Source organism: Rodentibacter sp. JRC1 (assembly GCF_020521555.1).
In the GTDB taxonomy this organism is placed as follows: Bacteria; Pseudomonadota; Gammaproteobacteria; order Enterobacterales; family Pasteurellaceae; genus Rodentibacter; species Rodentibacter abscessus.
This window is the reverse complement of the sequence record NZ_BPWA01000001.1, coordinates 1,958,686-1,984,662: the sequence shown is the minus strand read 5'-3', so window position 1 is coordinate 1,984,662 and position 25,977 is coordinate 1,958,686. Positions and strand designations below refer to the sequence as shown.

General features: G+C 39.5%; 28 protein-coding genes. 6 read left to right on the top strand and 22 right to left on the bottom strand.

All coding sequences use genetic code 11. The features are described from left to right. The first annotated feature begins 54 nt into the window (after window positions 1-54). A complete protein-coding gene (fdhE, locus tag HEMROJRC1_RS09055) occupies window positions 55-966 on the top strand; it encodes a formate dehydrogenase accessory protein FdhE (protein ID WP_226692603.1) in 912 nt (303 codons plus the stop codon). A gap of 48 nt (window positions 967-1,014) precedes the next feature. Here the strand turns inward: fdhE and rimI are convergent, their stop codons facing one another. Genes rimI through HEMROJRC1_RS09040 form a run of 3 tightly spaced genes read right to left on the bottom strand, consistent with a single transcriptional unit; the run spans window position 1,015 to window position 2,452 of the window. Further along, window positions 1,015-1,455, bottom strand: coding sequence for a ribosomal protein S18-alanine N-acetyltransferase (gene rimI / locus HEMROJRC1_RS09050; protein ID WP_226692602.1), 441 nt, complete (start codon window positions 1,453-1,455; stop codon window positions 1,015-1,017). Window position 1,456: 1 nt separating this feature from the next. Then, window positions 1,457-1,864 carry a DNA polymerase III subunit psi gene (locus HEMROJRC1_RS09045; protein WP_226692972.1) on the bottom strand — a complete coding sequence of 136 codons (408 nt, stop codon included), beginning with the start codon at window positions 1,862-1,864 and terminating at the stop codon, window positions 1,457-1,459. Between the two features lie 9 nt (window positions 1,865-1,873). Further along, window positions 1,874-2,452, bottom strand: a complete 579-nt coding sequence (locus tag HEMROJRC1_RS09040) for a lipoprotein (protein ID WP_226692601.1) — start codon at window positions 2,450-2,452, stop codon at window positions 1,874-1,876. A gap of 113 nt (window positions 2,453-2,565) precedes the next feature. On the opposite strand from HEMROJRC1_RS09040, the gene rsmC reads away from it, so the two are divergent. Together rsmC and HEMROJRC1_RS09030 are read left to right on the top strand one after the other, a co-directional pair. Next, complete coding sequence (rsmC, locus tag HEMROJRC1_RS09035; RefSeq protein WP_226692600.1) at window positions 2,566-3,558, top strand: 16S rRNA (guanine(1207)-N(2))-methyltransferase RsmC; 993 nt, start codon at window positions 2,566-2,568, stop codon at window positions 3,556-3,558. An 11-nt stretch (window positions 3,559-3,569) separates the two neighbouring features. Next, the gene (locus HEMROJRC1_RS09030) at window positions 3,570-4,067 is read left to right on the top strand and encodes a YbhB/YbcL family Raf kinase inhibitor-like protein (RefSeq protein WP_226692599.1); all 498 of its coding nucleotides are present in this window, start codon (window positions 3,570-3,572) and stop codon (window positions 4,065-4,067) included. 139 nt (window positions 4,068-4,206) lie between these two features. Here HEMROJRC1_RS09030 and HEMROJRC1_RS09025 read toward each other — a convergent pair whose 3' ends face one another. From HEMROJRC1_RS09025 to mnmE, 16 genes are all read right to left on the bottom strand, one after another. Beyond that, window positions 4,207-4,977 carry a DNA-binding transcriptional repressor gene (locus HEMROJRC1_RS09025; RefSeq protein WP_226692598.1) on the bottom strand — a complete coding sequence of 257 codons (771 nt, stop codon included), beginning with the start codon at window positions 4,975-4,977 and terminating at the stop codon, window positions 4,207-4,209. 22 nt (window positions 4,978-4,999) lie between these two features. Next, window positions 5,000-5,362 carry a transcriptional regulator GutM gene (gene gutM, locus HEMROJRC1_RS09020; protein ID WP_226692597.1) on the bottom strand — a complete coding sequence of 121 codons (363 nt, stop codon included), beginning with the start codon at window positions 5,360-5,362 and terminating at the stop codon, window positions 5,000-5,002. Between the two features lie 241 nt (window positions 5,363-5,603). Next, window positions 5,604-6,386, bottom strand: a complete 783-nt coding sequence (gene srlD, locus HEMROJRC1_RS09015; protein ID WP_226692596.1) for a sorbitol-6-phosphate dehydrogenase — start codon at window positions 6,384-6,386, stop codon at window positions 5,604-5,606. 11 nt (window positions 6,387-6,397) lie between these two features. After that, entirely contained in the window at window positions 6,398-6,763 is a 366-nt protein-coding gene (srlB, locus tag HEMROJRC1_RS09010; protein WP_226692595.1) for a PTS glucitol/sorbitol transporter subunit IIA, read from the bottom strand. 55 nt (window positions 6,764-6,818) lie between these two features. Further along, complete coding sequence (locus tag HEMROJRC1_RS09005; RefSeq protein ID WP_226692594.1) at window positions 6,819-7,808, bottom strand: PTS glucitol/sorbitol transporter subunit IIB; 990 nt, start codon at window positions 7,806-7,808, stop codon at window positions 6,819-6,821. A 12-nt stretch (window positions 7,809-7,820) separates the two neighbouring features. Beyond that, complete coding sequence (locus tag HEMROJRC1_RS09000; protein ID WP_226692593.1) at window positions 7,821-8,366, bottom strand: PTS glucitol/sorbitol transporter subunit IIC; 546 nt, start codon at window positions 8,364-8,366, stop codon at window positions 7,821-7,823. 274 nt (window positions 8,367-8,640) lie between these two features. After that, on the bottom strand, window positions 8,641-9,813 hold the full coding sequence (gene rlmC, locus HEMROJRC1_RS08995) for a 23S rRNA (uracil(747)-C(5))-methyltransferase RlmC (RefSeq protein WP_226692971.1): 1,173 nt from the start codon (window positions 9,811-9,813) through the stop codon (window positions 8,641-8,643). Continuing rightward, window positions 9,810-10,856 carry a beta-N-acetylhexosaminidase gene (gene nagZ / locus HEMROJRC1_RS08990; RefSeq protein ID WP_226692592.1) on the bottom strand — a complete coding sequence of 349 codons (1,047 nt, stop codon included), beginning with the start codon at window positions 10,854-10,856 and terminating at the stop codon, window positions 9,810-9,812. The genes rlmC and nagZ overlap by 4 nt, the downstream gene beginning before the upstream one ends. A 2-nt stretch (window positions 10,857-10,858) precedes the next feature. Continuing rightward, window positions 10,859-11,209 carry a DUF1425 domain-containing protein gene (locus HEMROJRC1_RS08985; protein ID WP_226692591.1) on the bottom strand — a complete coding sequence of 117 codons (351 nt, stop codon included), beginning with the start codon at window positions 11,207-11,209 and terminating at the stop codon, window positions 10,859-10,861. 17 nt (window positions 11,210-11,226) lie between these two features. After that, window positions 11,227-11,577 (bottom strand): purine nucleoside phosphoramidase, encoded by a 351-nt coding sequence (gene hinT, locus HEMROJRC1_RS08980; protein ID WP_226692590.1) that lies wholly within the window; start codon window positions 11,575-11,577, stop codon window positions 11,227-11,229. Window positions 11,578-11,727: 150 nt separating this feature from the next. After that, the gene (locus HEMROJRC1_RS08975; RefSeq protein ID WP_226692589.1) at window positions 11,728-12,858 is read right to left on the bottom strand and encodes a M20/M25/M40 family metallo-hydrolase; all 1,131 of its coding nucleotides are present in this window, start codon (window positions 12,856-12,858) and stop codon (window positions 11,728-11,730) included. A gap of 11 nt (window positions 12,859-12,869) precedes the next feature. Then, complete coding sequence (locus tag HEMROJRC1_RS08970; protein WP_226692588.1) at window positions 12,870-13,337, bottom strand: YjiG family protein; 468 nt, start codon at window positions 13,335-13,337, stop codon at window positions 12,870-12,872. Beyond that, a complete protein-coding gene (locus tag HEMROJRC1_RS08965; RefSeq protein ID WP_226692587.1) occupies window positions 13,334-13,990 on the bottom strand; it encodes a nucleoside recognition domain-containing protein in 657 nt (218 codons plus the stop codon). Before HEMROJRC1_RS08965 ends, HEMROJRC1_RS08970 begins: the two co-directional genes overlap by 4 nt. A gap of 506 nt (window positions 13,991-14,496) precedes the next feature. Next, complete coding sequence (gene ppiD / locus HEMROJRC1_RS08960; RefSeq protein ID WP_226692586.1) at window positions 14,497-16,359, bottom strand: peptidylprolyl isomerase; 1,863 nt, start codon at window positions 16,357-16,359, stop codon at window positions 14,497-14,499. A gap of 78 nt (window positions 16,360-16,437) precedes the next feature. Further along, on the bottom strand, window positions 16,438-16,686 hold the full coding sequence (locus HEMROJRC1_RS08955; protein WP_226692585.1) for a manganese efflux pump: 249 nt from the start codon (window positions 16,684-16,686) through the stop codon (window positions 16,438-16,440). A gap of 23 nt (window positions 16,687-16,709) precedes the next feature. After that, complete coding sequence (gene mnmE, locus HEMROJRC1_RS08950; RefSeq protein ID WP_226692584.1) at window positions 16,710-18,068, bottom strand: tRNA uridine-5-carboxymethylaminomethyl(34) synthesis GTPase MnmE; 1,359 nt, start codon at window positions 18,066-18,068, stop codon at window positions 16,710-16,712. Between the two features lie 265 nt (window positions 18,069-18,333). Here mnmE and HEMROJRC1_RS08945 point away from each other — a divergent pair, with 265 nt between their 5' ends. The 3 genes from HEMROJRC1_RS08945 to HEMROJRC1_RS08935 are packed head-to-tail and all read left to right on the top strand — an operon-like array spanning window position 18,334 to window position 22,109. Next, complete coding sequence (locus tag HEMROJRC1_RS08945) at window positions 18,334-19,350, top strand: Fe(3+) ABC transporter substrate-binding protein (protein ID WP_226692583.1); 1,017 nt, start codon at window positions 18,334-18,336, stop codon at window positions 19,348-19,350. Between the two features lie 57 nt (window positions 19,351-19,407). Further along, a complete protein-coding gene (locus tag HEMROJRC1_RS08940) occupies window positions 19,408-21,075 on the top strand; it encodes an iron ABC transporter permease (RefSeq protein WP_226692582.1) in 1,668 nt (555 codons plus the stop codon). Further along, window positions 21,075-22,109, top strand: a complete 1,035-nt coding sequence (locus HEMROJRC1_RS08935) for an ABC transporter ATP-binding protein (RefSeq protein WP_226692581.1) — start codon at window positions 21,075-21,077, stop codon at window positions 22,107-22,109. Before HEMROJRC1_RS08940 ends, HEMROJRC1_RS08935 begins: the two co-directional genes overlap by 1 nt. Window positions 22,110-22,237: 128 nt before the next feature. Here HEMROJRC1_RS08935 and mglC read toward each other — a convergent pair whose 3' ends face one another. From mglC to mglB, 3 genes are all read right to left on the bottom strand, one after another. Further along, window positions 22,238-23,248 (bottom strand): galactose/methyl galactoside ABC transporter permease MglC, encoded by a 1,011-nt coding sequence (mglC, locus tag HEMROJRC1_RS08930; protein WP_226692580.1) that lies wholly within the window; start codon window positions 23,246-23,248, stop codon window positions 22,238-22,240. Between the two features lie 18 nt (window positions 23,249-23,266). After that, window positions 23,267-24,787 (bottom strand): galactose/methyl galactoside ABC transporter ATP-binding protein MglA, encoded by a 1,521-nt coding sequence (mglA, locus tag HEMROJRC1_RS08925; RefSeq protein ID WP_226692579.1) that lies wholly within the window; start codon window positions 24,785-24,787, stop codon window positions 23,267-23,269. A gap of 64 nt (window positions 24,788-24,851) precedes the next feature. Further along, the gene (mglB, locus tag HEMROJRC1_RS08920) at window positions 24,852-25,844 is read right to left on the bottom strand and encodes a galactose/glucose ABC transporter substrate-binding protein MglB (RefSeq protein ID WP_226692578.1); all 993 of its coding nucleotides are present in this window, start codon (window positions 25,842-25,844) and stop codon (window positions 24,852-24,854) included. Window positions 25,845-25,977 lie beyond the last annotated feature (133 nt).

Sequence of the window (25,977 nt, the reverse complement as noted above, 5' to 3'; positions counted from 1 at the left end):
GTGCGGTTAAAAATGACCGCACTTTTTCTTATAAACTACGGATAAAAAAACATTATGAGCATCAAAATCCTATCAGAAGCCGAAATCAAAGAGCAGAAAAAAAATGCTTACGAAACTCCGGCAATCCTATTTGCCAACCCTAAAAATCTTTATCAACGCCGAGCAAAACGCTTACGTGATTTAGCCAAAAATCATCCCTTGGCGGATTATCTCTTATTTGTCGCAGAGATCGTAGAAGGTCAACTGGCTACGTTTGAAAAAAATCCGCTTCCCAAACAAACATTTGAGCAATTAGATGGGATCAAACCGCTTAATGCCAAAAATTTCAAACGCGATGATATTTGGCGTGATTATTTAAGTGAGATTTTGTATGAAATTAAGCCTAAAGCGAACGAACAAGTTGCAGCAACGATTGAATCCCTAGAAAAAGCAGGAAGCTCAGAATTAGAAGAAATGGCAAACCAATTGTTGGCGGAAGAATTTAACTTGGTTAGCAGTGATAAAGCCGTATTCATTTGGGCGGCACTTTCCCTTTATTGGTTACAACTGGCGCAACAAATTCCACACGCAAGCCGCTTGGAAAATAGTGAAAATATTCACTATTGCCCTGTTTGCGGCTCTGCGCCGGTTGCCAGTATGGTTCATATCGGTACATCACAAGGCTTGCGCTATTTACACTGCTCCTTATGTGAAAGCGAATGGAACCTCGTGCGCGCCCAATGTACCAATTGCAATGCTCACGACAAATTGGAATTATGGTCATTAAATGAAAAATTAGCCCTTATCCGAGCCGAAACCTGCGGTAGCTGCGAAAGTTATTTGAAAATGATGTTCCAAGAAAAAGATCCGAATGTCGAAGCGGTGGCAGATGACTTGGCATCCATTTTCTTAGATGTCGAAATGGAGGAAAAAGGCTTTGCCCGTAGCGGTCTTAACCCATTTATTTTCCCTTCTCAAGATGCCTAAAAAAACGGTCGTTATTCATTCAATAACGACCGCTCTTTTCTTTTTTAGCTATAAATAACACGCCATAACAACAGCATTTTCCCGTTTGCCATCGGGCAACGGATAATAATTTTTGCGAATATCGACTTCGTTAAAACCTTGTTTTTCATACAGCTGACGTGCCGGGTTAGATTCCCTAACCTCAAGCCATAAAGTTAGAATTCCCTTTTCCTTTAGCTTTTCCATTAAGCCAATCAATAGAAGTTTCCCAAAACCATTCCCTTGGTAAGCAGGCTCTAGCGCAATATTAAATAAAGTAGCTTCATCCAATACTGTTTGGCAAATGGCAAAACCGATAATTCGGTTATTTTTCACCAATTTGAGATTAAGATAATGCTCTCCTTGATTATTTTTTAACGTCCCTAGCGACCAAGGGACAAGGTGAGCTTGTTGTTCAATCTCATATAAACGATCAAAATCATTTTCTTCAACGGTAAGAATCCGAATCATATTATTGAACCTGTTGAATCTGCTGCCAAAGCTCACGTTTGGCAATCGTTGAAGTTTGAAAATTTATGTAGTCAGGCGAACGATACACCCGCTCGGCATTAAGACAATAAGGCAAAGTGCGGTCGATTTTCTCTGCATTTTCAGCCAATAGCCAATAACGAACGGAATGATTTAATTCAAGGTGTTGGATTTGATCGTAATTCAAACAAAGGCAATCTTCTTTCTTTAATTCAAGACTAAGCAGCACATCGTCAAATAAAGGCTGCTGACTTAAACTTTCATCTGATACCACAATAAATCGAATATGTGCAGCAACCGCAACACCCACCGCCCCTTGTAGCACTTCGGGACGGTGTAATTGCCATTGGGTAATCCCCATTTCTTTTAAAAGAAGATCGCGTCTATTCATCATCGCTTACTAACGGGATATGGTATCAAACGGATAATTCATTAATCCTCTAACAATGGACTTTTCTTCTGCGTCCGTTGGTTTTTGTTGGTAAGTTTTGAGGCTACGGAATGAAAGAATATTTTTATCTTTATTCACAATGGCGATAAAACGTTGGAAATCTTTCCCACTACAAGCATAGTAAGGGGTTCTGTCGCTACTAAAAGTTTGTAAATCACATACTCTTTTATTTTCATCTAAATATCGAGCGGTTAATGCAGATTCATAGGAGAGATCTTTAAGATAAAAAGTCTCGCTGGTAATTATTTTACGATTTGTACGATCCACACTTGCTGCTAAACTAAGAAAACGAGGAATTTCAGATTTCACCGCTCTGGTTTGTTTCACATATTTTTCGCCGTTAAATTCAATTTCCGTACCGCTTTTCTTCACTCGTTCAAACTGCGCATCTAACTTTTTGAACATTTCAAGCTGCTCCGGCGTTACTTCAACTTTAGAAGGAGCTTGAGATTGCCCCTGTATTTGCTCAATTAACTGACACCCCGATAACAATGCAGCCACTGTTGCGACAAATACGACTTTTTTCATAAACATTTCCTTACAATAAATGGGCAAGATCCCAACTAAATAAATATTCTATTTGCGCTATCTTTGCTAGAATAGCGCATAATTTTAAACCAATACTTCACAGGATTCAAAGCGTGATTTCTCTTGAAAGCGAAGTTTTAGCACGTCACTTTCCCTTTTTTCAGGGAAAATCTGTTTTACTTACCGGCGGAATTAACGATCAATTTCCCCAAAAGCTCACCAAATATTGCCAATCTGTTCAGGTTTGGAGTTGCTATTTTGACTACGCCATAACACAAAGTGCGGTCGATTTTTCCGTTGAATTTCAAGGTAAAGCAGATCTTATCGTCTATTATTGGACGAAGAATAAACAAGAAGTACAATTCCAATTAATGCAGCTTCTCGCCAATGCCTCGGAAGGGCAAGAAATGCTCATTATCGGTGAAAACCGATGTGGCGTACGTTCCGTAGAAAAAATATTATCTTCATTCGGTGATATTGCCAAAATTGATTCTGCACGCCGTTGCGGTTTGTATCATTTTTCCTTGAAAAAACGACCGCACTTTGATCTCGATACTTTTTGGAAAACCTATCAATCGCCACGGCTCGATAATTTAATCGTCCATAGTTTACCCGGTGTATTCAGTGCGAATGAACTGGATGTAGGAACGGCACTTTTACTTTCTACCGTCAACGATCATATTAAAGGCAATGTTCTTGATCTTGGTTGTGGAGCCGGTGTGATTGGTTCGATAATCAAAAAAATGAATCCGAAAGCCAATATCACGATGACGGATATTCACGCAATGGCATTGGAATCGTCCCGTAAAACCCTCGCAGAGAATCAATTGGAAGCCCGTGTTTTCGCTAGTGATGTGTTCTCAAATATTGACGGAAAATTTGATCTCATTATTTCTAATCCGCCGTTCCATGATGGTATTGATACCGCTTACCGTGCAGTGAAAGAACTCATTACTCAAGCCAAATGGTATTTAAACACTGGAGGGGAACTTCGCATTGTGGCAAACGCCTTTTTGCCTTACCCCGATTTATTGCAGCAATATTTCGGTGAATTTGATGTGCTGGCACAAACCACAAAATTCAAAGTTTATTCAGTAAGAAGCTAGGAGAGAATCAAATGAAAGTAACCAGTTCAGCCATAAAAAATGGAATGTTTGAAGACAAATACGGTAAACGCGGCTCACAATTTAGCCCAAACGGTATGCCGACCTACTCCATTCCGTTTGATATTACCGATGCACCTGAAGGCACAAAATCCTTCGCTGTCGTACTGGAAGATAAAGACGCCATTACCGCCAGCGGCTTTGTTTGGATTCACTGGCTGATTGCCAATCTTGAACGCACAAGCGTACGGGAAAATGAGAGCCAAACCGCCACCGATTATGTACAAGGTGCAAATTCTTGGGCAAGCGTTTTAGGAAAATTCGAATTAAACGAAGCTTCCGCTTATGGCGGAATGGCACCACCGAATTGCCTACACCGTTATGAATTAATCGTTTACGCCCTTGACACCAAACTTGATCTCAACACCGGTTTCCGTTTCAATGATCTACATTTTGCTATGCAAGGACATATTTTAGATCAAGCCGTAGTGATGGGAACTTATGATGTTTAAAAATATTGACCCAACCTGAAAGACATAATAGACAAAGTGGTTGACCTAAAAAAATATCAACCACTTTGTCTCCTATGTCCTAAATCAAAAAAACACCGTTTTTTAATTAGCCCGAACCGATCCGGCTAAATCTATCCTATTATTCGGCAATAAGCACTTGAATATTCCGTTCTAACAAAGCTTGATGAATTTGTTTATCCAACCCGTTATCAGTAATCACGACATCAATTTTATCTAACGGACAGACGACATTCGGACTACGCCGCCCGAATTTTGACGAATCTGCCAATACAATGATTTCCCGTGCAGCCCCCGTCATTGCTTGACTAACGCCGTGCACTTCGTTAAAAGTCGTTAATCCTAATTCAAGATCGAACCCATCAGTACCGATAAATAATTTATCAAAATTAAATTTATCAAAGGTGGACTCTGCCAAAACACCGTGAAAAGAAGCGGATCTCGCTCGATAAGTCCCCCCACACATTAATAATTCATGATTATTTTCCAAACTTACCAGACTATTAATGATATGTAGGCTGTTGGTCATAATCGTTAAATTATCCAGTTTTCCCAACAATGGAATCATTTGCAGTACAGTACTACCGGAATCAATAATCATCGAATCTCCGTCTTTCAATAAGCCGACAGCTGCCTTCGCAATCTTGCGCTTTTGTTCCAAATTAATGTGGGTTTTATTAGTCATCGGTAATTCATCGTCTTCTTTCTCATTACCCGCTAATACAACACTCCCATAAGTCCGTAAAACTTTTCGCTCATTCTCTAATACGGTTAAATCTTTACGAATGGTCGTACCGGTTGTGGAAAAGTGTTGTGCTAAAGTATCAACGGCAGTTCTACCGTTACTTTGCAAATAATCTAAGATCGCAAGTTGTCTTTCTTTTGGTTTCATAAAACATCCGTAATAGTCTCGGCTATTGCAACCGGATTGCTTCCTCTAGCGCATCTTGCGATGCTTTACTATGCGGAAAAAACCGCTCAGGAATAATTTCACTGTGCAATAATCCTTGCAGTGAAGTAATCGTTTGAGGAGCAGAAAAAACACTGAATCCCTTTATAATAAACGAATTTACAACACGATTGTTTTGATCAAACGCGACGGCAATGACTACTTTAGGTTTAAATCGTCCCTTAGAGCGACCTATTCCCACATTCCCTTGCTGACATAACAACGAAAACGCCTTATTAAATCGGGAAACCTGCCACCAGCCAAGCAAAAGTTGCAGTATCCAAGCAATAATAGCAATTAAAATAAGCGAATTGGTTGTGTTTATCATAGGATTATCTCATATTTTGTAATTTATTTTGAGCGGAATAAAATATTTATCGCAAAATTCCATTATATCTATAATGTAGATAAAACGACTCAAAAAGCAACCGCTCTTTAACATAATGGAAAAGTCTCTCCGTAAATCACTTGACCAAATTTCTACCTTAGAAAATAGCGAATAGAAATAAGCGAAATTAAGTTAAAGAGTGTTGAGAGCGTTCTTACATTAAGAAAGAAAACGGGGAAGCCTAAAACATAACCTGGCCGCCGGTAATGTTTATTGATTGTCCGGTACAATAAGAGGCCTGCTCACTGGCATAAAACAAGAGAACATTCAGCACGTCTTGATAATCACAGCCTCGCTTTAGCGGAACCTTATCAATGTAAACCTGCTCAACTTCTTCAGGAGAAATGCCCAATTTTTGGGCATATTGTGGAATAAGAGATTGAAACATCGGTGATTTAAGTAAATTTCCCAACATTAAAGAATGCACGGTAATCCCTTTATCCGCTAAATCCAATGCAAGAGATTGAGTTAATCCCACGCCACCAAATTTTGCCGCACTGTAACCCGAATTATGTTTGCTACCAACTTTGCCGGATTTCGAATTAATTTGAATAATTCGACCTTTAATCCCATCACGAACCATTAATTTGGCAAATTCTCTTGCGCATAAGAAATAACCGGTTAAATTAACCCGTACGGAGAACTCAAAATCCTGCAAACCAAATTCAGTAATTGGAGCGGCTTTGGCAACCCCTGCACTATAGACCAATAAATCACTACGTCCAAAAGCCTGATCGACATTCTTCGCTAATGCAATAACACTTTGTTCATTAGTCGCATCAACTTGAAAACCTTGTGCCACCGTTAGCCCCAATTTTTGATTAATACTATCAGCCGTTTTTTGTGCATTTTCTCCGTTTAAATCGGCAACGGCTACTCTATAATCATTTTCAGCCAATCCTTCAGATAAAAAAGCACCTAAAGTTTGTCCGCCTCCGACAACGATTGCCACTTTTGAATTCATATTATAACTCCTTAATTTTTTATAATGCTTAAAATCGTATTTTCTGTAATGTTCATAGGAATATTGCCTTTCACGTGGATCGTCCCCGGATATTCCGTAATATTAGCGCCATCAAAACGCCAAGTAACATGACCCAATTCTTTCAAATTAACATTTGCAACGTCGCCAATCGCTGTAATTTGAAAATTTTCATTATTAATTTGCAATATATAACCGACCTGAATATCAGTCTGTAATTCTCCGTGAGAATGAATAAAACAGTAGTCCTCCAGGTCTTCTGGCGCACCTTGTTTAAAGGTAATAAACATATTTTCAGCAAGTGATTCACGAGCAAATTTGCCAATTTTGGTAAATTTAGTTTGATAAATAACTGTCATCTTACTTTTCTTTCCTCAATAGATAGAGCGGCACATACCGCTCTGTGTTGATTGATTAATAAATATATGCCGATACAAACCAAGCGACTAATACTGTAGGAGCCCCGGTTAAAAAGCGACTGACTAATACGGATGGTACACCAACCCGAACAGTATCCTGCTTGGCCTCTGCTAAAGACAAACCGACCGGAATAAAATCACAAGCCGCCTGTGCATTGATAGCGAATAATGCCGGTAACGCCAAATGCGGTGGAATGTTACCTAAGCCGATTTGCACACCAACCAACGTACCGATAACCTGTGCAATAACCGCGCCGGGTCCAAGAAACGGTGATAAAAATGGAAAAGAACAAATTAATGCTAATGTAACCAAACCGATCGGACTGTTTGCCAGTGGTATTAAACCGTGTGCGATCCAATCACCTAAACCTGAAGCAATAATGATCCCGATCAAAGCCGATACAAATGCCATAAAAGGCAAAACTGTTTTCAACACGGTATCAATCGTATCTCGTCCCGATTGGAAAAAAATAGCAACGACTGACCCCATTCCTATGCCGATTTTGGCTAATAAACCATCACTTTGTTCTGTGATTTTCTTTGTTGTATCATAATTTTTTACACTGTCTTTTGGTTTATCCTGAATGGTTTGAATAACATCTTTTTTCGATAACTCGGTGTCAATTAAAGTAATATTATTTTCCTTTACAGCAGACACGTAGATATTTTCAACAATATACTCGGCAAGCGGACCAGACTTTCCGGTCGCATGAATATTAATCGTAGGGATTCCTCGTTTTGGGTACAAGCCACAACGCAGCACTCCACCGCAATCGACAATTGCAATGCCGATTTCATTATTTTCCGGTTCTCCATCTTTAAAACCATCCACAGCTTCCCAGCCGGTTAATTCAACCAAATATTCAACAATACTCGGTCTTGTTCCTGCCGTCATATACAAAATTTTTTTCCCCGCTACAACCGGTATGGTTAAAGGCCCTCCCCAGCCGCTTTGACCTTTTTCAATATAAAGTGCTTTTGACATATACTGTTGCTCCTATAGATGTACTTCACGCGCTAAGTTAATTCCCATCCGTCTTGCAAAGACAGCTGTGGTAAAATCTGTAATCCAACCACGAAAGAAATTGGTAAACATACCTACTAGCAAATAACTCACGGCTAGTGGTGCTAAAGGCAAACCTAAGGTTGTTAATCCACTGGCAATACCTAAATACACAAATAACTCCCCTGGATTAATATGTGGAAATAAGCCGTTCATTGAATGACAGCTGTAAGAAGCTGCTGCGTAATAACTCGGTTTATACACTTCAGGTAAAAATTTCCCTAAACTTAGGGTCATTGGGTTACAAAATACAAAGGTACCAAGCACTGGTAAAATCAAATAACGTGAAATAGGGTTTCCGGCGCTACGTTGTGCTAAACGTTCGATACGCTCTTGACCAATCAGCTTAATCAAGGCATTCATTACCACTAACAACGAAATCAATAATGGTAAAATTCCTGTCACCATACCGACAAAAACTTCACCGCCTTTCTGGAACAATCCGATAAACCATTCCGCACCATGTGTAATAAATTCCATAACTCTCCTCCCAAAATGAAAGTTTTATGTTTTGTTTCTGATCTAACAGCTAATCATTGAAATTAATTTTATTTCATTTTGAAAATAAAAAATGTGATCAAGATCTCAAAAATAGAAAAATCTTTTAATCGAAAGGAAATTATTTCATTTTAAATATCAAAACGAATTAACTTTCATTTAAAAAGAAATATAAGAGAAATATCGGAGGTAATTTTATAGGAAGATTCGGTGTAAAAAAACAAACTAAGGCGAGTATATAGCCTGCCTTAATTTATCAGAAAGTTCGTTCCAACAACACTAACACTTCATAATGCGTTGTATGTGGGAACATATCAAAGAGTTGAATTTTTCTTGCGTTATAATGGGTTAAATGTCGTAAATCCTTTCCCATAGACACTGCATTGCAGCTGGAATACAAAATAAAACGTGGTCGCATTTCGTTGAGAAATTCACTCAGTGGTTTGCCAATACCTCGGCGTGGCGGATTGACGATCACCAAATCAGGCTTACGTTCATCCTGATTCAAAGCAAAATTTGCCGCATCTAAAGATTGAAATTTGACATTTTGCAAGCATAATTTTTGTGCGGATGTTTGTGCAGCGAAAATAGCAGAAGCAGAAATCTCGATCCCTGTAAGTTCAATAGAATGAAGTCGGTTTTTCTGCAATGCTTTTGCACAATGTAAACCGAAGCCTCCCACGCCACAAAATAAATCCCACAACGAGGTTATCGGCAAATCTTTTATCCATTGTTGCGCGGTTTCATATAATCCCGAAGCAACCTGTGGATTAGTTTGAAAAAATCCTTGAGGACGAATGAACAGCGGCACACCATTAAAATTCTCTGCTAATAATTGCTGCTCGGTCAGAAAGATCTCTTCTTCTCCTTCTAAAATAGCGGCGTGCTGAGGCTGTAAATTTACACTGACTACGTCTAATTGCGGTAATTTTGCTAATAATCCCGATAACTCACGGCGAATAAGCGGTATTTTATTTTCAGATCGCAAGACAAAACGAAGCATTAATTTGCCCGTCGCCATACTTTCCGTGAGTAAAATATATTTTAATTCGCCTTTTTGCTTTGCTATGTTGTAAGGTACAAGCCCTGCTCGTCCGATAAAATCCTTGAGGATAGGAAAAACCTCTTGAAAATGTTTAGGATAAAGCGGGCAATCACACAAATCTATCGCACTTAGGGGGTTATCGGGATTTTTCAAAATACCGAGAATCGGACGCTCCACCGCTCCGCTTACCACCATTTTAGCTTTATTACGGAATGCTTTTTGTGAAGATTGAAAAGGTGGTAACCATATTAAATCATCATATTTCAAGTCGGAAAGCTGTGTTTGAAGATGCGTTGTTTTTTCAGAAAGCTGCCGTTCATAAGGCATATCAAGCCATTGGCATGAACGACAATCCCCCGTTTGATAATGACGACAAGAAATCATACTTTGGTTGCCAACCATTGCTGTTGAAGTGCGGTCAATTTTTTATGATTTTCTAACCAACGTGGTGTTTTCGTCAGTTCTGCCCAACTGAAAGATTTTTTCTTAAATAAAGCATTCAAACGAGTTTGACGTTGTTGAAAGTGCGGTTGGTTTTCTTTGAGTTTTAATTGATCCAATACCTGAATAACACCTTCGCGTTCATTACAAAGAAGCAACAAATCACAGCCTGCATTCAATGCTTTTTCGCTACGAGCGACAAAATCACCCATAAATCCGGCACCTTTCATACCGAGATCATCAGAAAAAATCGCACCATTAAAATTCAATTTTTCACGTAAAATATGCTTTAACCAATATTCCGAACCGCTTGCCGGTTGGCTATCGCAATGGGTATAAATTACGTGTGCCGGCATAATAGCATCCAATTTTTTCTGTTCAATTAATTGTTGGAAAGGCAGAATATCTGTATCGAAAATCTCTGCTTGAGGGCGTTCGTCAATCGGAGTTTCGAGGTGAGAATCCGCCAACACGTGTCCATGTCCGGGAAAATGTTTGCCCGTAGCCGCCATACCGGCTTGGTGCATACCATCAATAAAAACGCTTGCTAAATTGACCGCACTTTGCACATCATCGGCAAAACTACGATCACCGATAGCACGACATCTATGCCCTAAATCCAATACGGGGGCAAAGCTCAAATCAATGTCAAGTGCGGTCATTTCCGCCGCCATTTGCCAACCGGCTTCACGAGCCCAATTTTGTTGTTGCTTCAAATCAGATGATAATGTCGCAAAGGCTTGCATTGCCGGCAATTGGGTAAACCCCTCACGAAAACGTTGAACCCGTCCGCCTTCTTGATCCACCGTTATAAGTAATGGCTTTTTCACCCGCTCACGTACAGATTTTACTAATGCTTGAATCTGTTCGCGATCGTGAAAATTGCGTGTAAATAAAATTACGCCTGCAACGAGAGGGTGCTCCAGTAATTCGATTTCTTCCTGAGTTAGCGCATAGCTTTCAAGATCAATTAATAACGTAGACATAATTATTGTAAATAAAGGCGGTAATTTGTGCTTTCAGGTGTCGGCTTGGCTAACTCAATCGCCTTTTGCTCTTGAGGTTGTAAACGTAAATTTCCCGACAAACTTTCACGTTGTTGCTCCCACACTTGGGTTACACCTTGGTTGTTATACCAAAAAAGATGATAATTCACCTTGATCGGTTGAGTTCTTTTATTTTTTACCCATGCCGAATTTGAACTCACCTTCGCTTCAACATTTGCCGCAAGCTCGGCCGCAACATTCAAAATGGGAGTATTAGTATGAACTAAATTCGAACCGGAATTTGAACAAGCCGTCAAAACAAAAGCGCTTAAAAGAATCAGTGATTTTTTCATTATTTATCCAATATTCTTCACTTATTCAACATTTTTCCTAATGGTTCACCACCGACAAGGTGCATATGAACGTGGAAAACTTCTTGTCCGCCGTGTTTGTTGCAATTTACGATCAAACGATACCCTTCTTCCGCAATACCCTCTTGTTCGGCTAATTTTGCCGCCACGGTAAATAAGCGACCAAGGGAAATTTCATCTTGCTCAGTAACATCATTTACTGTCGGAATAAGTTTATTCGGAATAATCAAAATATGGGTTTTGGCTTGTGGTACGATATCACGAAATGCGGTAACCAGTTCATCTTGATAAACAATATCGGCGGGAATTTCTTTACGAATAATTTTGCTGAAAATAGTTTCTTCTGCCATAAAACTTTCCTTTCATTAATGAAAAAAGTGCGGTTGAAAATTACCGCACTTTTTATCAGAAATCAGGTTTGATTGCAATTCACCTTTCCTCATAAGAAGAAAAAGATCACAGAATGAATCAACCCTTTATAACTATAAACAATATGTTACCTACATTGATTTCTGAAATAGCTTTTCAATAACAGCTAAAATTAAATTGCATTTAGGCACGACGGAATCAACGAACATATATTCTGTTTTGGCGTGCATATTGCCACCTGTAGGGCCTAATCCATCAATCGTCGGGCAACCTACTGAAGCGGCTATATTTCCATCACTTAATCCGCCGGCATCAACCCATTTAGTTGGTATCTGCATAGACTGTCCGACTTCATCAAAAATTTTTTTAAGTTTTGGTAAATATACCTCATCAATCATTGGAGCCTCATTGTTGACTAAGATTTTCTTAGCCGTTACGCCCTCAACGAATGGATTTTCTAAAATACGTTTCAATTGCTGTTCAAAGTAATCAACGGAAGATGGGTGTTTGTAGCGCATTTCAATGGTTAAAGAGGCAAAATCGGCGATCACATTATGCGCCGTTCCGCCATGCGTTATTAGGCAATTAAAAGTATGCCCGATGTCGAAATCATTGAGTTTTGAGAATTCCACAACAAAATTTGCTGCTTCTACTAATGCGGAACGACCTTTTTGCGGATTATTTCCCGCATGTGCCGCAACACCATAAAATTCAATATCATAAGTTACCAGCCCCTTGCGAGTGGCGACCATTGAGCCATCTTCACGAGCGGGTTCCATAACGAAACAATATTTTGATTTACGGGCATATTCTCGAATACTTTCTTTGGCATAAATTGAGCCCGTTTCTTCATGTGAATTAAGGTAAATTGCAATGTTATAACGAGTTAGGTCTAATTCTTGTAATAGATAAAAACTGAGTAATGCCCCTGATTTATCGTCAATCACCCCTAAAGCATTAAGATGATTCCCATCTAATTTAAACGGTACCTTTTCCCCTGTTCCTACCGGAAAAACGGTATCCATATGAGCGATAAAAAGTAGATCAAATCGGCTTGCATTTGGGTTATTAGTGATGAGTAAGCAGTCAGCAACTTTATCGCTGTTCATCGCAATCTTTTGGTGGCTTAAACCTAAACTCTCAGCTTTTTTGATAAACCATTGAGTAACCTGATTAACACCTTCAATACAATGCGTTGGACTTTCAATATCGGTAAGTTCCTTTAACTCCGTAAGAAAATTTTTTAATTGTTCATTACGCATATATTCCTCCTTTAAATTATAAATCTCATTAATAACATTGCTAAATAAGCATTTATAACGCAAATTCCAAACATTACTAAGTAATGTTTGCCGGGTACACCTAACACTCCCAATACACGCCCCATATATTGTATAGTTGAGCCGACCAACGCCATACCCGGTAATAAAATAGCAATATGCTGAGCATTTAATGTGCCTTCTTGTACCAACGCAACCAATACGCCGGCGGCACCGCCCCAACTCAAGAATGCGGCTAAAAATACTGCTATAGATTCACCGGGCAAGCCTAAAGGAGCCATAATAAAACCGACATATTCGCCTAATAATTTTAATAACCCCGAAGTATTTAAAATATAGATGATGACATAAGCCATTAAAACATTAGGTAGCGTACTATGAATTGCGATATTCCAACCTTTTCTCGCTCCTTCAATAAAAATATCAGTAATTAATTTAGTTTCATTTTTTGTTGGATTCATATTCCCACCTCATCATCTTTCACAAAATTTTTTACATAAAGACGCATTAAATTTGCTCCAAGGATTTTAAATAACAAAATGATACCTAAACATAATGCAATAGAGATTGGAGGAACATTGCCAAAACTATCGGCTATTGTTAATAAAGGTGCAAAAGATGCTAAAAAATTAGTTAAAAAAGCACCTGCACTAAATTGGAATGCAGCAAAAATCAATAGCTCTTTATGGCTTATTTTATTTTCATTACGTAAAAATTTTGTGGTTGAACTACCCGCATCCGTACTTTGTGTGCTGGCAATTAGTGAAATAGAGCAGACACCAGGAATTCCCATTAACGGCCTTAAAATAGGACTAAGCCATTTTGAAGCTGCGAGTAATGCACCGTAATGTTCAAAAATAGCCATAAAGCCAAGCGCCAACATTACGCTAGGAATTAAGGTTAATGCAAATAAAAAACCACCCTTTGCACTTGTTCCGCCAGAAGTTTTCAACCAGTCCGGGAAATGCCCTGTTAATTTACCAAAATCAAAAACTCCTCCCCACAAATCTTTAGCAAATCCGCTAAAAAAAACAATGGCACAAACGAGAGAAATAGTGCCAACAATCAGTTTTCTAATATTATTTTCATCATTATTTTGCATTTCTTTGTTCATTTTTTTCTCCCAATATTATTACATTCAGAAATGTGGAACTACTATAAGTGAGATTACTCAAAATTACCGTGATCGACATCACAAAATAAATGATTTGTTCAAATTTAAAAAACTTAGCAAAAGGTTGGAATTCAATATTGCATCGGAGTCATTTCGGGGAATAGATTTGTTTTTTTTGGGTAAGGGGAGCTAATCCGGTGCGGCTCACAGATCCGAATTGGGTAATCCATCGGAGAACTACTATTTATAATTTCAAAGATAAATTGATGTAATCTTTGTGCAAGGGTGAAATAGAATTCAACCGCTTGTTTCAGTATTATGTAGCAGTTGCACAAAGAGAATTCTATATCCAATATTTATTGGGTGTAGCAACTGCTACATAATACTGACTTTTTTGTTGTTTAAATGGTTAGATATATTTGGACATAAAAAATTTGCCCCTTATTAAGTTAAGTTCATTTAGCCTAACTTTTGGAGGGGCAAATCGAGGAATTGAATTTTAAAAATTAATTTTCGTCTTCTTGTTTAATAAAGCTTTCATTGATTTCAATTTGTGCTTTCTCACGCAAGGCTTGCATCAGTTGACCACGTAGTTCAAGCTGATCGGCTTGGCGTAGTTGCGCACCAAATTGAGTCAATTCTTGCTCGTTTAATTCACCTTGCTCTACTTTATTGAGTGCAGCAACAATTACATCACCTTTATTGTTACGTATTACTTCATAGACTACTTTACTATTTTCAGGTTTTCGAATAGAGAAAATACCATTGAGCAAAATAGGATCTTGATTTTCAGTAAATGTGAAGGTTTGATCTGCGCTGAAAGTAACACCTGAAGGCAATTTATTCGGATTGTCCGGTAAATTTTTTACCAGTTCCGTTGCCATTGCAGTTAAGGCTTTCTCCGCTTTTTCACGTTTTAAGAAAGTCTTGATATCCGCTTTTGCTTCGTCTAAAGTTTTGACACCTTCTGCTTTGTGATCCAATACACGCACCAACACAATATTTTGTTCACCGACATTTAAAGGTTCGGAATTCGCACCGCCATTCGCAATATCAGAATCAAACACGGCTGATATCACACTAGGAAAATTGAGTTCTTCCGGTACATTTTTACGCGAAAAATAGCCGCTTTCCAGCACTTTCACACCGGCAGCCTGTGCCGCTGTCTCTAAAGATTTACTGTCTTCAAATGCCTTTTCGCGAACCTCTTTTTCAATCGCATAGAAACGATTATCTAATAAGTTTTTACGCACTAAATCCGCTACTTGAGCTTTTACTTCAGAAAGTGGTTTTTCTTTACGCTCTTCTACTCGGATAATATGGAAATTACCATCTACATTAACAGGCTCGCTATAAGTACCGACTGCTAAGTTTGTCGCAGCATCTTCAAAAGCCTTTGGTAATTCATTTGCGTTTACCCAGCCTAATTCACCGCCATTTTCACCGGAGATTTTATCCATTGAACTGCTTTTCGCTAACTCGGCAAAATTCGCACCATTTTGTAATTCTTGATACGCCGTTTGAGCGTCTTGTTCATTAGCGAATTGAATATGTGATAAACGTTGAGTCATAAATTGCGCTTTATTATCTTGATAATACTGTGCTATTTCGACATCACTCACTTGAATACCTTTTGCAATTTCTTCACCGGAAAGATGAATATACTGCACTTTAACCTGCTCCGGTTGGATAAAGGCTTTTTGATTGGCATCATAATAGGCTTTAACTTCGTGTTCGCTCACATTTTGTTTCGCCATTTCATCTGCAAGAGACAAGATTGCTAAACGTGCCGTGCGTTTTTGGAAAAAAACTCGAGCATTATCTTTTACTTGAACAGGGACGACAAATTCACTGTCTGTAATACCGTTTTGCATTTGCTCAAGGGTAAGTGCGCTGCGCAATATAGCTGCGTAAGCATCCGAACTTAAACGATTTTGAGCCAAAATCTGTTGATAAAGTGTATTATCAAATTTACCGTTTGATTGGAAATTAGGATCCGTCACAATCGCACGTTTAATCATTTCATCACTTACACTCAATTTGAGTTCTTTTGCATATTGACGAAGTAATTCCTGATCAATCAAACGATCGATTAAACCTTGACGCAGTGCATTTACAAATTCCGGTAAATCGGACTGCGTTAAAAAGGCTTCGCCTTCTTGAGCTGCTCGAGCTTCAAATTCTTGATTATAGCGATTCATAAATTCTTGCTGAGAAATGGTTTCACCATTTACTTTCGCTGCATAAGAATCATTTGAGCTAAACAAATAACCGGACATACCGCCGACTAAGAACGAAACAGTAATAAGACCGAGAATAAATTTGGCAATTTTGGTATTTGCCACCCCATTCATTTTTTCAATAAACATATTTACCCTTAAAGAGAACAAAATTTTCGAGATTATAATCGAAAGCGAGATAGTTCGCACATTTATAGTGAATTAAATTTAAAAATGTAAAAAAACACCGTGTTCAAACAAGATTTCAATCCCCATTATCATCAATACGAAGCCACCAAAAATTTCAGCTTCTCTTTTAAAATTTCTCCCTAAAAAATGACCGCTCTTTACGCCGATGAAAGAAATTAAAAAAGTCATTACACCGATAATCGACAAGGCATCAATGATATTTACATTTAAAAAAACAAATGAAATGCCCGCTGCTAAAGCATCCATAGAAAACCCAAGCGCAATCAATCATAAAATGCCATTAACCGACTTTATTTGCCAATACAGAAAGAGCTGAAAATGTTGCCGAGCAAATCATCTGAGGTAAATTGCCCGGTGATTTCACTTAGATTAGCTTGCACCAAACGTAGTTCTTCCGCCAATAACTCACCGGCATGAAATTCCGTTAATTGCACCAAGCCGATTTGCAAATGTTCCGCTGCTTTTTCTAATGCGTCTAAATGACGGCGACGGGCAAGGAAACCACCTTCAATGCCGGTTTGAAAACCCATCGCTTGTTTCAAATGCTCACGGAGTAACTGTACGCCTTTTTGTGTTTGAGCAGATAAACGAATGACATGATAACCGTTTTCTTCGCTTGCGCCCTCTTGTTCATCGGTTAAATCAATTTTATTACGAACGATCGTAACCGGAATATTGGTTGGCAATTTTGCTAAAAATTCTGACCGCACTTTATTAAGATCCAGGTTTTCCGTGTCGCTACTATCAAGCATTAAAATAATGCGATCCGCCTGTTCTATTTCATTCCAAGCACGTGAAATACCAATGCGTTCCACTTCATCTGCGGCTTCGCGCAAACCTGCGGTATCAATAATATGCAACGGCATACCGTCAATATGAATATGTTCACGTAATACATCACGTGTCGTTCCGGCAATATCGGTAACGATTGCCGCTTCACGACCGGCAAGCGCATTCAGCAAACTGGATTTTCCCGCATTTGGCCGACCGGCAATTACCACTTTCATTCCTTCGCGTAAAATCGAGCCTTGTTTTGCCTCACGGCATACATCATCAAGCTGTGCAATAATACTGCGTAAATTCGCTTCAATTTTTCCATCAGCCAAAAAATCAATTTCTTCATCAGGAAAATCAATCGAGGCCTCGACATAAGTACGCAAATAGATCACAGAATCCACCAACGCATTTACTTTATTAGAAAATTCGCCTTGTAAAGATTTTAAGGCCGAACGCGCAGCTTGTTCGGAGGTGGCATCAATTAAATCGGCAATGGCCTCCGCCTGTGCCAAATCCAATTTATCGTTTAAAAACGCTTGTTCAGAAAATTCGCCGGGTCTTGCCAAACGAATCCCTTCAATTTGCAAAATTCGTTTTAACAATAAATCTAAAACGACTTGCCCGCCATGACCTTGCAGTTCAAGTACGTCTTCACCGGTAAAAGAATTCGGTGATTTAAAATAAAGAGCTATCCCCTGATCAAGAACGGAACCATCGGTATCTTTAAAGGGTAAATAATCCGCCATACGAGGTTTTGGACATTTACCTAATATAGTTTGTGCAACATTTACGGCTAGTGGTCCAGATACTCTCAAAATACCAATTCCACCACGTCCTGGCGCAGTGGCTTGGGCGACAATCGTTTCTCTCATAGGTATCCTTATTGATGAAATGCTCAAATTTAGCAAAAGTGATATTATTTCGGCACTATTTTTATTTCGGCAATATGCACAGCCAGATAGTCCGAAAATCTTAGCGAAAAGAGACCGTTTAAATTGCGATTATCATATCATAAAGCTTGCCACACCTGAAATGTGATCTATATCACACTTTTGAAATAGTGAGAATAATTCTCATTGACTAAATTTAAATTTACTTTTAAAGTGTATCGGTTAATTCAGACTAGGAGAAAAACCAATGAAAAAATCCCTCTCAGCACTTGCCCTTACACTTTCTACCTTTGTAGCAGGTTCTGCCTTAGCCGCTAATGAAGTCAATATCTATTCTTATCGCCAACCTTACCTTATTGAACCGATCTTAAAAGACTTTGAGAAAGATACCGGCATTAAAGTGAATTTCATTTTTGCCGATAAAGGTTTGGTGGATCGGGTAAAACGTGAAGGTGAGTTAAGCCCTGCGGACGTGTTACTCACGGTGGATATTAGCCGTGTGATGGAAATTGTAAATAGTGGTTTGGCTCAGCCTGTACAAAGTGAGGTGTTAAAGCAAAATATCCCCGCACAATATCGTGATTCTAATGATCAATGGTTTGCTCTTACCGCCCGTACTCGTGCAATTTATACCTCTAAAGATCGTGTGGGTAAATTGCCTGCAGATTTTACTTACTACGATTTAGCCAAACCTGAATTAAAAGGCAAAGTATGCGTGCGTTCAGGGAAAAATGCGTATAACGTATCTTTAGTCGCCTCAATGATTGCTCAAGATGGAGAGGCAAAAGCAAAAAGCTTCCTAGAAGGTTTGAAAGCTAACCTCGCTCAAAAACCACAGGGTGGCGACCGTGATCAGGTGAAAGCCATTAAAGAGGGGGTATGTGATTACGCTCTAGGTAATAGCTACTACTTTGGAAAAATGTTAGAAGATGAGAAGCAACGTAGTTGGGCGGAAGCAGTGTATATCAACTTCCCAAATCAGCAAGCTCAAGGTTCGCATATGAATATCAGTGGTGTAGCGGTTGCAAAATATGCCCCAAATAAAGCGAATGCCATTAAATTAGTGGAATACTTAAGCGGTGATAAAGCACAAGGCTTGTATGCTCAACTTAACCACGAGTACCCAATTAAAGCGGATATTAAGCCGTCTGAATTAGTACAATCGTGGGGAAGCTTTAAAGCGGATACTATGCCACTTGAAAAAATTGCAGAAAATTATGACAAGGCATTAAAATTGATCGACGAAGTAAAATTTGATCTCTAATTTTCCCAGCTTAAAAAGGCGACTTAACTTGTTAAGTCGCCTTTTGGACTTTCCAAAATGCGTGATTTTTTCTCCTCTTTGCACTCGAAAATTTGGTATTTCATTGCCTTTTTGATCATCTTATTTTTTGTGCTACCTATTTCAGCCATTATTTACCAAGCAGGGCAAGCCGATGGGCAACATTTGCAACATCTCTGGCAAACGGTGTTGGCAGATTACGTTTTCAACTCCCTATGGCTAATGTTCGGCACGGTAATTTTGAGCTTGCTTTTAGCATTGCCGAGTGCGTGGATTGTTTCCTGCTATCAGTTTCGAGGACAAAAAATATTGCAATGGCTACTCTGTCTTCCGCTGGCAATGCCCTCCTATTTGGTTGGCTATCTCTACACAACATTGCTTGATTATCCGGGGGTGGTGCAATCTTTTTTACGAGAACAATTCGGCTGGGTAACGGCTCAAGATTATTATTTCCCTGCAATTCGCACCCTTGGCGGAGCGTGTTTTATCTTGGCGTTAGTGCTTTATCCTTATATCTTTTTATTGGTACGGGTTGCCCTAGTTGAGCAGTCCGAGAATTTACTGCAAAGTGCTAAAATATTAGGGGCAAGCCGGAGTCGGTTATTTCGTCAGGTTATTTTTCCGCTCATCCGCCCTGCAATTATGGTCGGAGTGGCATTAGTTGCAATGGAAACACTCGGCGATTTTGGCACGGTATCTTATTTTGCTGTTCCAACACTGACGACCGCTGTTTATGATACTTGGCTCGGTTTTGGCGATTTAGGCTCGGCAAGCCATCTCTCATTGTTAATGCTTTTGATGATTTTCAGCTTGCTGATGTTAGAACGTTACAGCCGCCATCGCCAAAAAATCTACCAGCGTGGCTATGAAAAAACACAGTCCCTCAAACCGTTAAACGGGCTAAAATTATGGCTAGCTCAAGGCTATTGCTGGAGCTTGGTGAGCATTGCATTTTTTATCCCCTTTGGAAAATTGATTTACTGGGCGATCCTTTATTTTGATTTCAATGCCACTCGCCGTTTTTGGGAGTATGCCTCTCACAGCTTATTAGTGTCGTTTACCTCCGCCTTTTTATGTGTTGTCTTTGCGTTATTTTTGCATTTTTTTAACCGCTTGATGTGGCAAAAATCCCCCTATCAGCAACGGTTAGCACGTTTGGGGTTACAATTCTCCAGTCTAGGCTATGCGGTCCCTGGTACAGTGCTGGCAATTGGGATTCTAATTCCTTATACCCAAGCCGATCACCTCTTGCACCGCTTGCTCCAATGGCTTGGACTTTCACCTGTTGGATTGATTTTTTCAGGCTCAATGTTTGCCTTAGTCTCAGCCTATGTGATGCGTTTTTCTGCAATGGCGATTGGTAGCATTGAAACTTCAATGAACAAAATCTCCCCCGCATTAGATATGGCGAGCCGAACATTAGGCTATAACGGCTTGAAAATGTTGTGGAAAGTCCATTTTCCGCTACTTTCTAAGGGCATTTTGACCGCACTTTTAATGGTGTTTATTGAGAGTATGAAAGAACTCAACGCCTCATTATTACTTCGTCCTTTTAACTTTGACACACTCGCTACTCACGTTTTTACCTTTACCTCAGACGAGCAACTCGAGCAAGCGGCGCTCCCTGCCATTACACTTGTGCTGGTAGGGCTTATCCCCGTGATGTGGCTCACCCGCTCGCTGACTTCTCATAGGGAAACCAAATAATGAAGAGCTTACAAATTCACGCCCTCAATGCTCACTATGGCACACAGCCCATTCTGCAACAGCTCCATTTAACCGTGCAGGAAAATGAAATTCTCTGCTTGCTGGGGGCAAGCGGTTGTGGCAAAACGACATTACTCAAAGCGATTGCAGGCTTACAACCAATTACAAGCGGTCAAATTTTACTAAATGGTGAAGAACTTACCTCACTCCCCACAGAAAAACGACAGATTGGCTTAATTTTTCAAGACTATGCTCTCTTTCCACACCTTTGTGTGCAGGACAACATCGCTTTTGGGCTAAATGGCAAAACCCCCGCAGAAAAGCAACAGATAATTGATGAAATGGCATCATTAGTACGCTTAAATGAACTGCTGACACGTTACCCACACGAGCTGTCAGGGGGGCAGCAACAGCGAGTTGCTATTGCCCGAGCCTTAGCGTGCAAACCTCGCTTACTTTTATTAGATGAACCCTTTTCTAACATTGACAGCCAAGTACGGCAGAAGATGATCAGTGAAATTAAGGCAATTTTGAAACAGCAAAATGTCCCTGCCATTTTTGTTACCCACAGTAAAGAAGAGGCGTTTGCGTTTGCAGATAAACTCGCTTTGATGGATCAAGGGCAGATTTTGCAAATTGGCACTGCCACAGAGCTTTACCACACGCCTACGACCAAATTTGTTGCAGAATTTCTAGGGAGTACCAATTATCTTCCTTGCCATCGAGAAGGCAATCGGCTTATTTCACCGCTTGGTGAGCACATTTTTACTGCCCCGCTTTGCCTTGCCAATGGGCAATCGGTGGCTGAAAAAGCGAAATTAGATTGGCTGATTCGCCCACAACATATCCAACTCCGCCCAGATCTAAACGGACAGGCAAAAATCCTTAGCCAACATTTCTATGGGCATTTTTACCACTACCAAATTCAGTTTAAACAGACCATTCTCAATGTTCAGAGTGTAGAAACTTTTTATGTAGGGCAGCAGGTTTGTTGCTACATCAATGAAAATACGCCCGTGTTGTTTGAAGTATAAAACAGCGGTTAAATTTTTCGATATTATGTAGCAAATGCACAAAAAGAATTTCATTATATCGGTAGGGGCGGGTTTTGTGCCCGCCCCTACAACATTTTGTGCAAATGCTCCATAATAACCGCGAATTTTTATTTTTTCTTCGCGTATTTCAGAGAATCTATCGCAACAGCAAGAATGATAATGCTCCCTTTGATGATATATTGCCAGTAAGGGTTTACACCGATATAGGTTAATCCATAGTTGATAACGGTAAAGATTAATACCCCTGTCACTACACCAATGATAGTTCCTACGCCACCTGCAAAAGATACACCGCCCACTACACAAGCGGCAATTGCATCCATTTCATACATAAAGCCTAGGTTGTTGGTGGCGCTACCGATACGACCTGCTTCCAGCATTCCTCCGAATGCGTAGAAGATACCTGAAATCATATAAATAAGCGCAAGGTTTTTTGCTACATTTACACCTGAAACTTTAGCGGCTTCCGGATTTCCCCCAATCGCAAAAACGTTCTTACCAAAACGGGTTTTATTCCATAATACCCACATAAAGAAGGTAGCGATGGCCGCATAAATGGTGATGTAAGAGAGTTTGAACGAACCAAATCGGAAGAATCCTTGAGCAAATGTTGAAAATTCTTCACTGAAGCCTGCAATCGGCGAACCACCCACCGCATCATAATAAAGGGAGTTTGCGCCATAAACGATGATCATTGTTCCCATTGTAGCGATAAACGGCGTTACATTGAGATAAGCAACGACTAAACCGTTGAATAAACCGATTAAACCGCCGACTGCACAGACAACAAGTATTACCAAAGGAATTGGGACTTGTCCTAAATCAGGGAAAACGCGATTTACGTTATCAACGGCTTGTAGCATTGTTGCAGAGATCACTGCAGCTAAGCCAACTTGACGACCGGCAGATAAGTCCGTTCCTTGTGTAACAATTAAACCCGCTACACCGAGTGCGATGATTAAACGCACGGAAGATTGGGTTAAAATATTACTAAAATTCATCACGTTTAAGAACGTTGGATCTTGTGCAATAATGACGCCTAGCAGAATCAACAGCACAAAATAAATAGCATTTTGTTTTAAGAAATCAAGAGATTTATTTTTTTCTAAGGCACTCATAATCTGTTCCTTTTGGTTTTATAAATATTTTGCGGCTAATTGCAAAATTTCTTCTTGAGATGTTTTTGCAGTTTCCACAACTCCGGCTAATTTACCGTTACTCATGACTAAAATACGATCGGTTATTCCTAATAATTCAGGCATTTCTGATGAAATTATAATGATTCCTTTATCTTTTTTAGCGAGTTCTTGAATAAGCTGATAAATCTCAAATTTTGCACCGATGTCGATACCTCTGGTCGGTTCATCGAGCATCAGAATTTCCGGTTGGGTTAATAGCCAACGACCGATAATCACCTTTTGTTGGTTTCCTCCGGAAAGAGAGCCTATCGTCGTTTTGTGCGATGGCGTTTTCACATTCATTGCATCAATTACCCATTGAGTATCACTGCGCATTTTTTTATTGTTCAGTAAACCCAAGGGGTTGAGATAGGATTTCATATTTGAAATCAATGAATTAAATTCAATGCTTAAATTCGAATAGATCCCTGTGGAGCGTCGCTCTTCGGTGACTAAGGCAAAACCATTATTAATCGCTTCAAGTGCGGTTCGATTTCTTACTGTTTTTCCGTGTAATTTGATCGTCCCCTTTTGGAGTTCGCGTACACCGAAAATCGCTTCCACAATATCGGTTCGTTTTGCCCCCACAAGTCCGGCAATACCTAGAATTTCCCCTTTACGCAGTTCAAAAGAAACATCTTGAATAGAAGGTTGATTTACCGCAGTAAGCTGTTCAACTTCTAATATCACCTCTTTCGGTACGTTTGTTTTTTCCGGGAAACGCTGTGTTAATTCGCGACCTACCATCATGGCAACGATTTGTTCCATTGTAGAGCTTTTGACCGATACGGTATTGATCCATTTTCCATCTCGAAGAATGGTAATTTCATCACAAATTTTAAAGATTTCGTCCATTTTGTGAGAAATATAAATGATGCCACAACCACGATCTTTTAATTTCTGAATAATTTTAAATAGATGTTCTACCTCTTTTTCCGAAAGTGAAGAGGTAGGCTCATCCATAATTACAATTTTTGCGTTATATGAAAATGCTTTCGCTATTTCAATCATCTGCATTTGTGATACGGAAAGTTTGGCGACTTTTTCTTTTGGATCGATATTAATATCCAATTCATCAAAAATCGCTTTGGTATCACGATACATTTTTGCGTGATCAACAAAAGGCCCTTTCAGGGGATAGCGTCCCAGCCATAGATTATCCATTACACTGGTTTGACGCACTAAGTTTAGTTCTTGGTGAACCATTGAAATCCCGTTTTCTAGGGCTTCTTTTGACGTTTTAAAATTTACGGGTTTACCAAGAAAGAGAATTTCGCCTTCATCTTTGGCGTAAATGCCAAATAAGCATTTTAATAACGTGGATTTTCCCGCACCGTTTTCTCCCATTAAGGCATGAACTGAGTGTGAGCGGACGGTTAAATTTGCATTATCTAAAGCTTTTACTCCGGGAAAGGACTTGCAGACATTCGTCATAGTAAGCAGCACTTGGCTGTCTTGACTTGGATTTTGAGCTGTCATACCCAACCTCACTTGAAATAAGGGAGGCCGTCGGGCACTCCCCTAAAGATTACATCATTAATTTTTATTTTAAGAATTCGGCTAAATTGTCTTTATCTATACCTACATAAGGAATACGTACGACACGATTTTTTAGTTCCCATTTGGTTCCTTCGGTTGCCGGTTTGCCTTGAGAAAGGTTATTTGCAAGTTGGACAACGGCTTTACCTTGGTTTACTCCGTCATTTAATACGGTACCGGCAATATCGCCTTTTTTAATAAGTTGTAAAACTTCAGGTAGCGCATCTACACCAAAGATAGGTAATTTTTTACCGTGTGCTTTTGTTGCTTCAAGCGCGCCCATTGCCATACCATCATTGTTTGAAATGATCACTTCGATATCATTGGCTTTAGAACTGGATAACCACGCATCGACTTTATCTTTCGCCATTGCCGCATCCCACATACCGGTATCAATGAAGAGTTGCTCGGTTTGAATACCTTGTGCATTTAACTGCTCAATAACATATTTGGTGCGGGCTTCAGCATCAGGATGACCGGGTTCGCCTTTTAAGAGTACATATTGAATTTTGCCGTCTTTATTTAAATCCAACGCAGGCATTGCTTTCCATTGTTTGGCAATTAAATCACCTTGAATTAAGCCTGATTCTTTTGGATCAGTTCCTACGTAGTAAGCGTTATCATAAGAGGAAATCGCTTTTGCGCCCGGATCTTTATTAAAGAAAACGACAGGAACATTATCCGATTTTGCTTTACCGATAATAGTCGGTGCGGCTGCCGGGTCAACTAAGTTGATTGCTAGGGTTTTTACGCCTTTTGAAAGTAATACGTCAACTTGGTCGTTTTGAATGGATTGTGCGTTTTGGGAATCATTCATTAACAATTCGATGCCTTTTAATGCTTTGGCTTCTTTATTAATTTCTTTACGCATTAATGACATAAAATTATCGTCATACTTGTAAATAGTTACGCCGATGCGGGTATCTGCCGCATAGCTTGCTGTCGCTGCACCTAAACCTACTGCTAATGCTACCGCACTTAGTACTGCTTTTTTCATAAAACGCTCCTATAAAAAGTTGAGGTTAATTAAATATGTTGCCCATTACTGCAACTCGTTAAAAATTATACTCAACAAGTACATTTGAATCTGTGATCAAACTCACATAAATGGAAACGATTACAAAAGAATA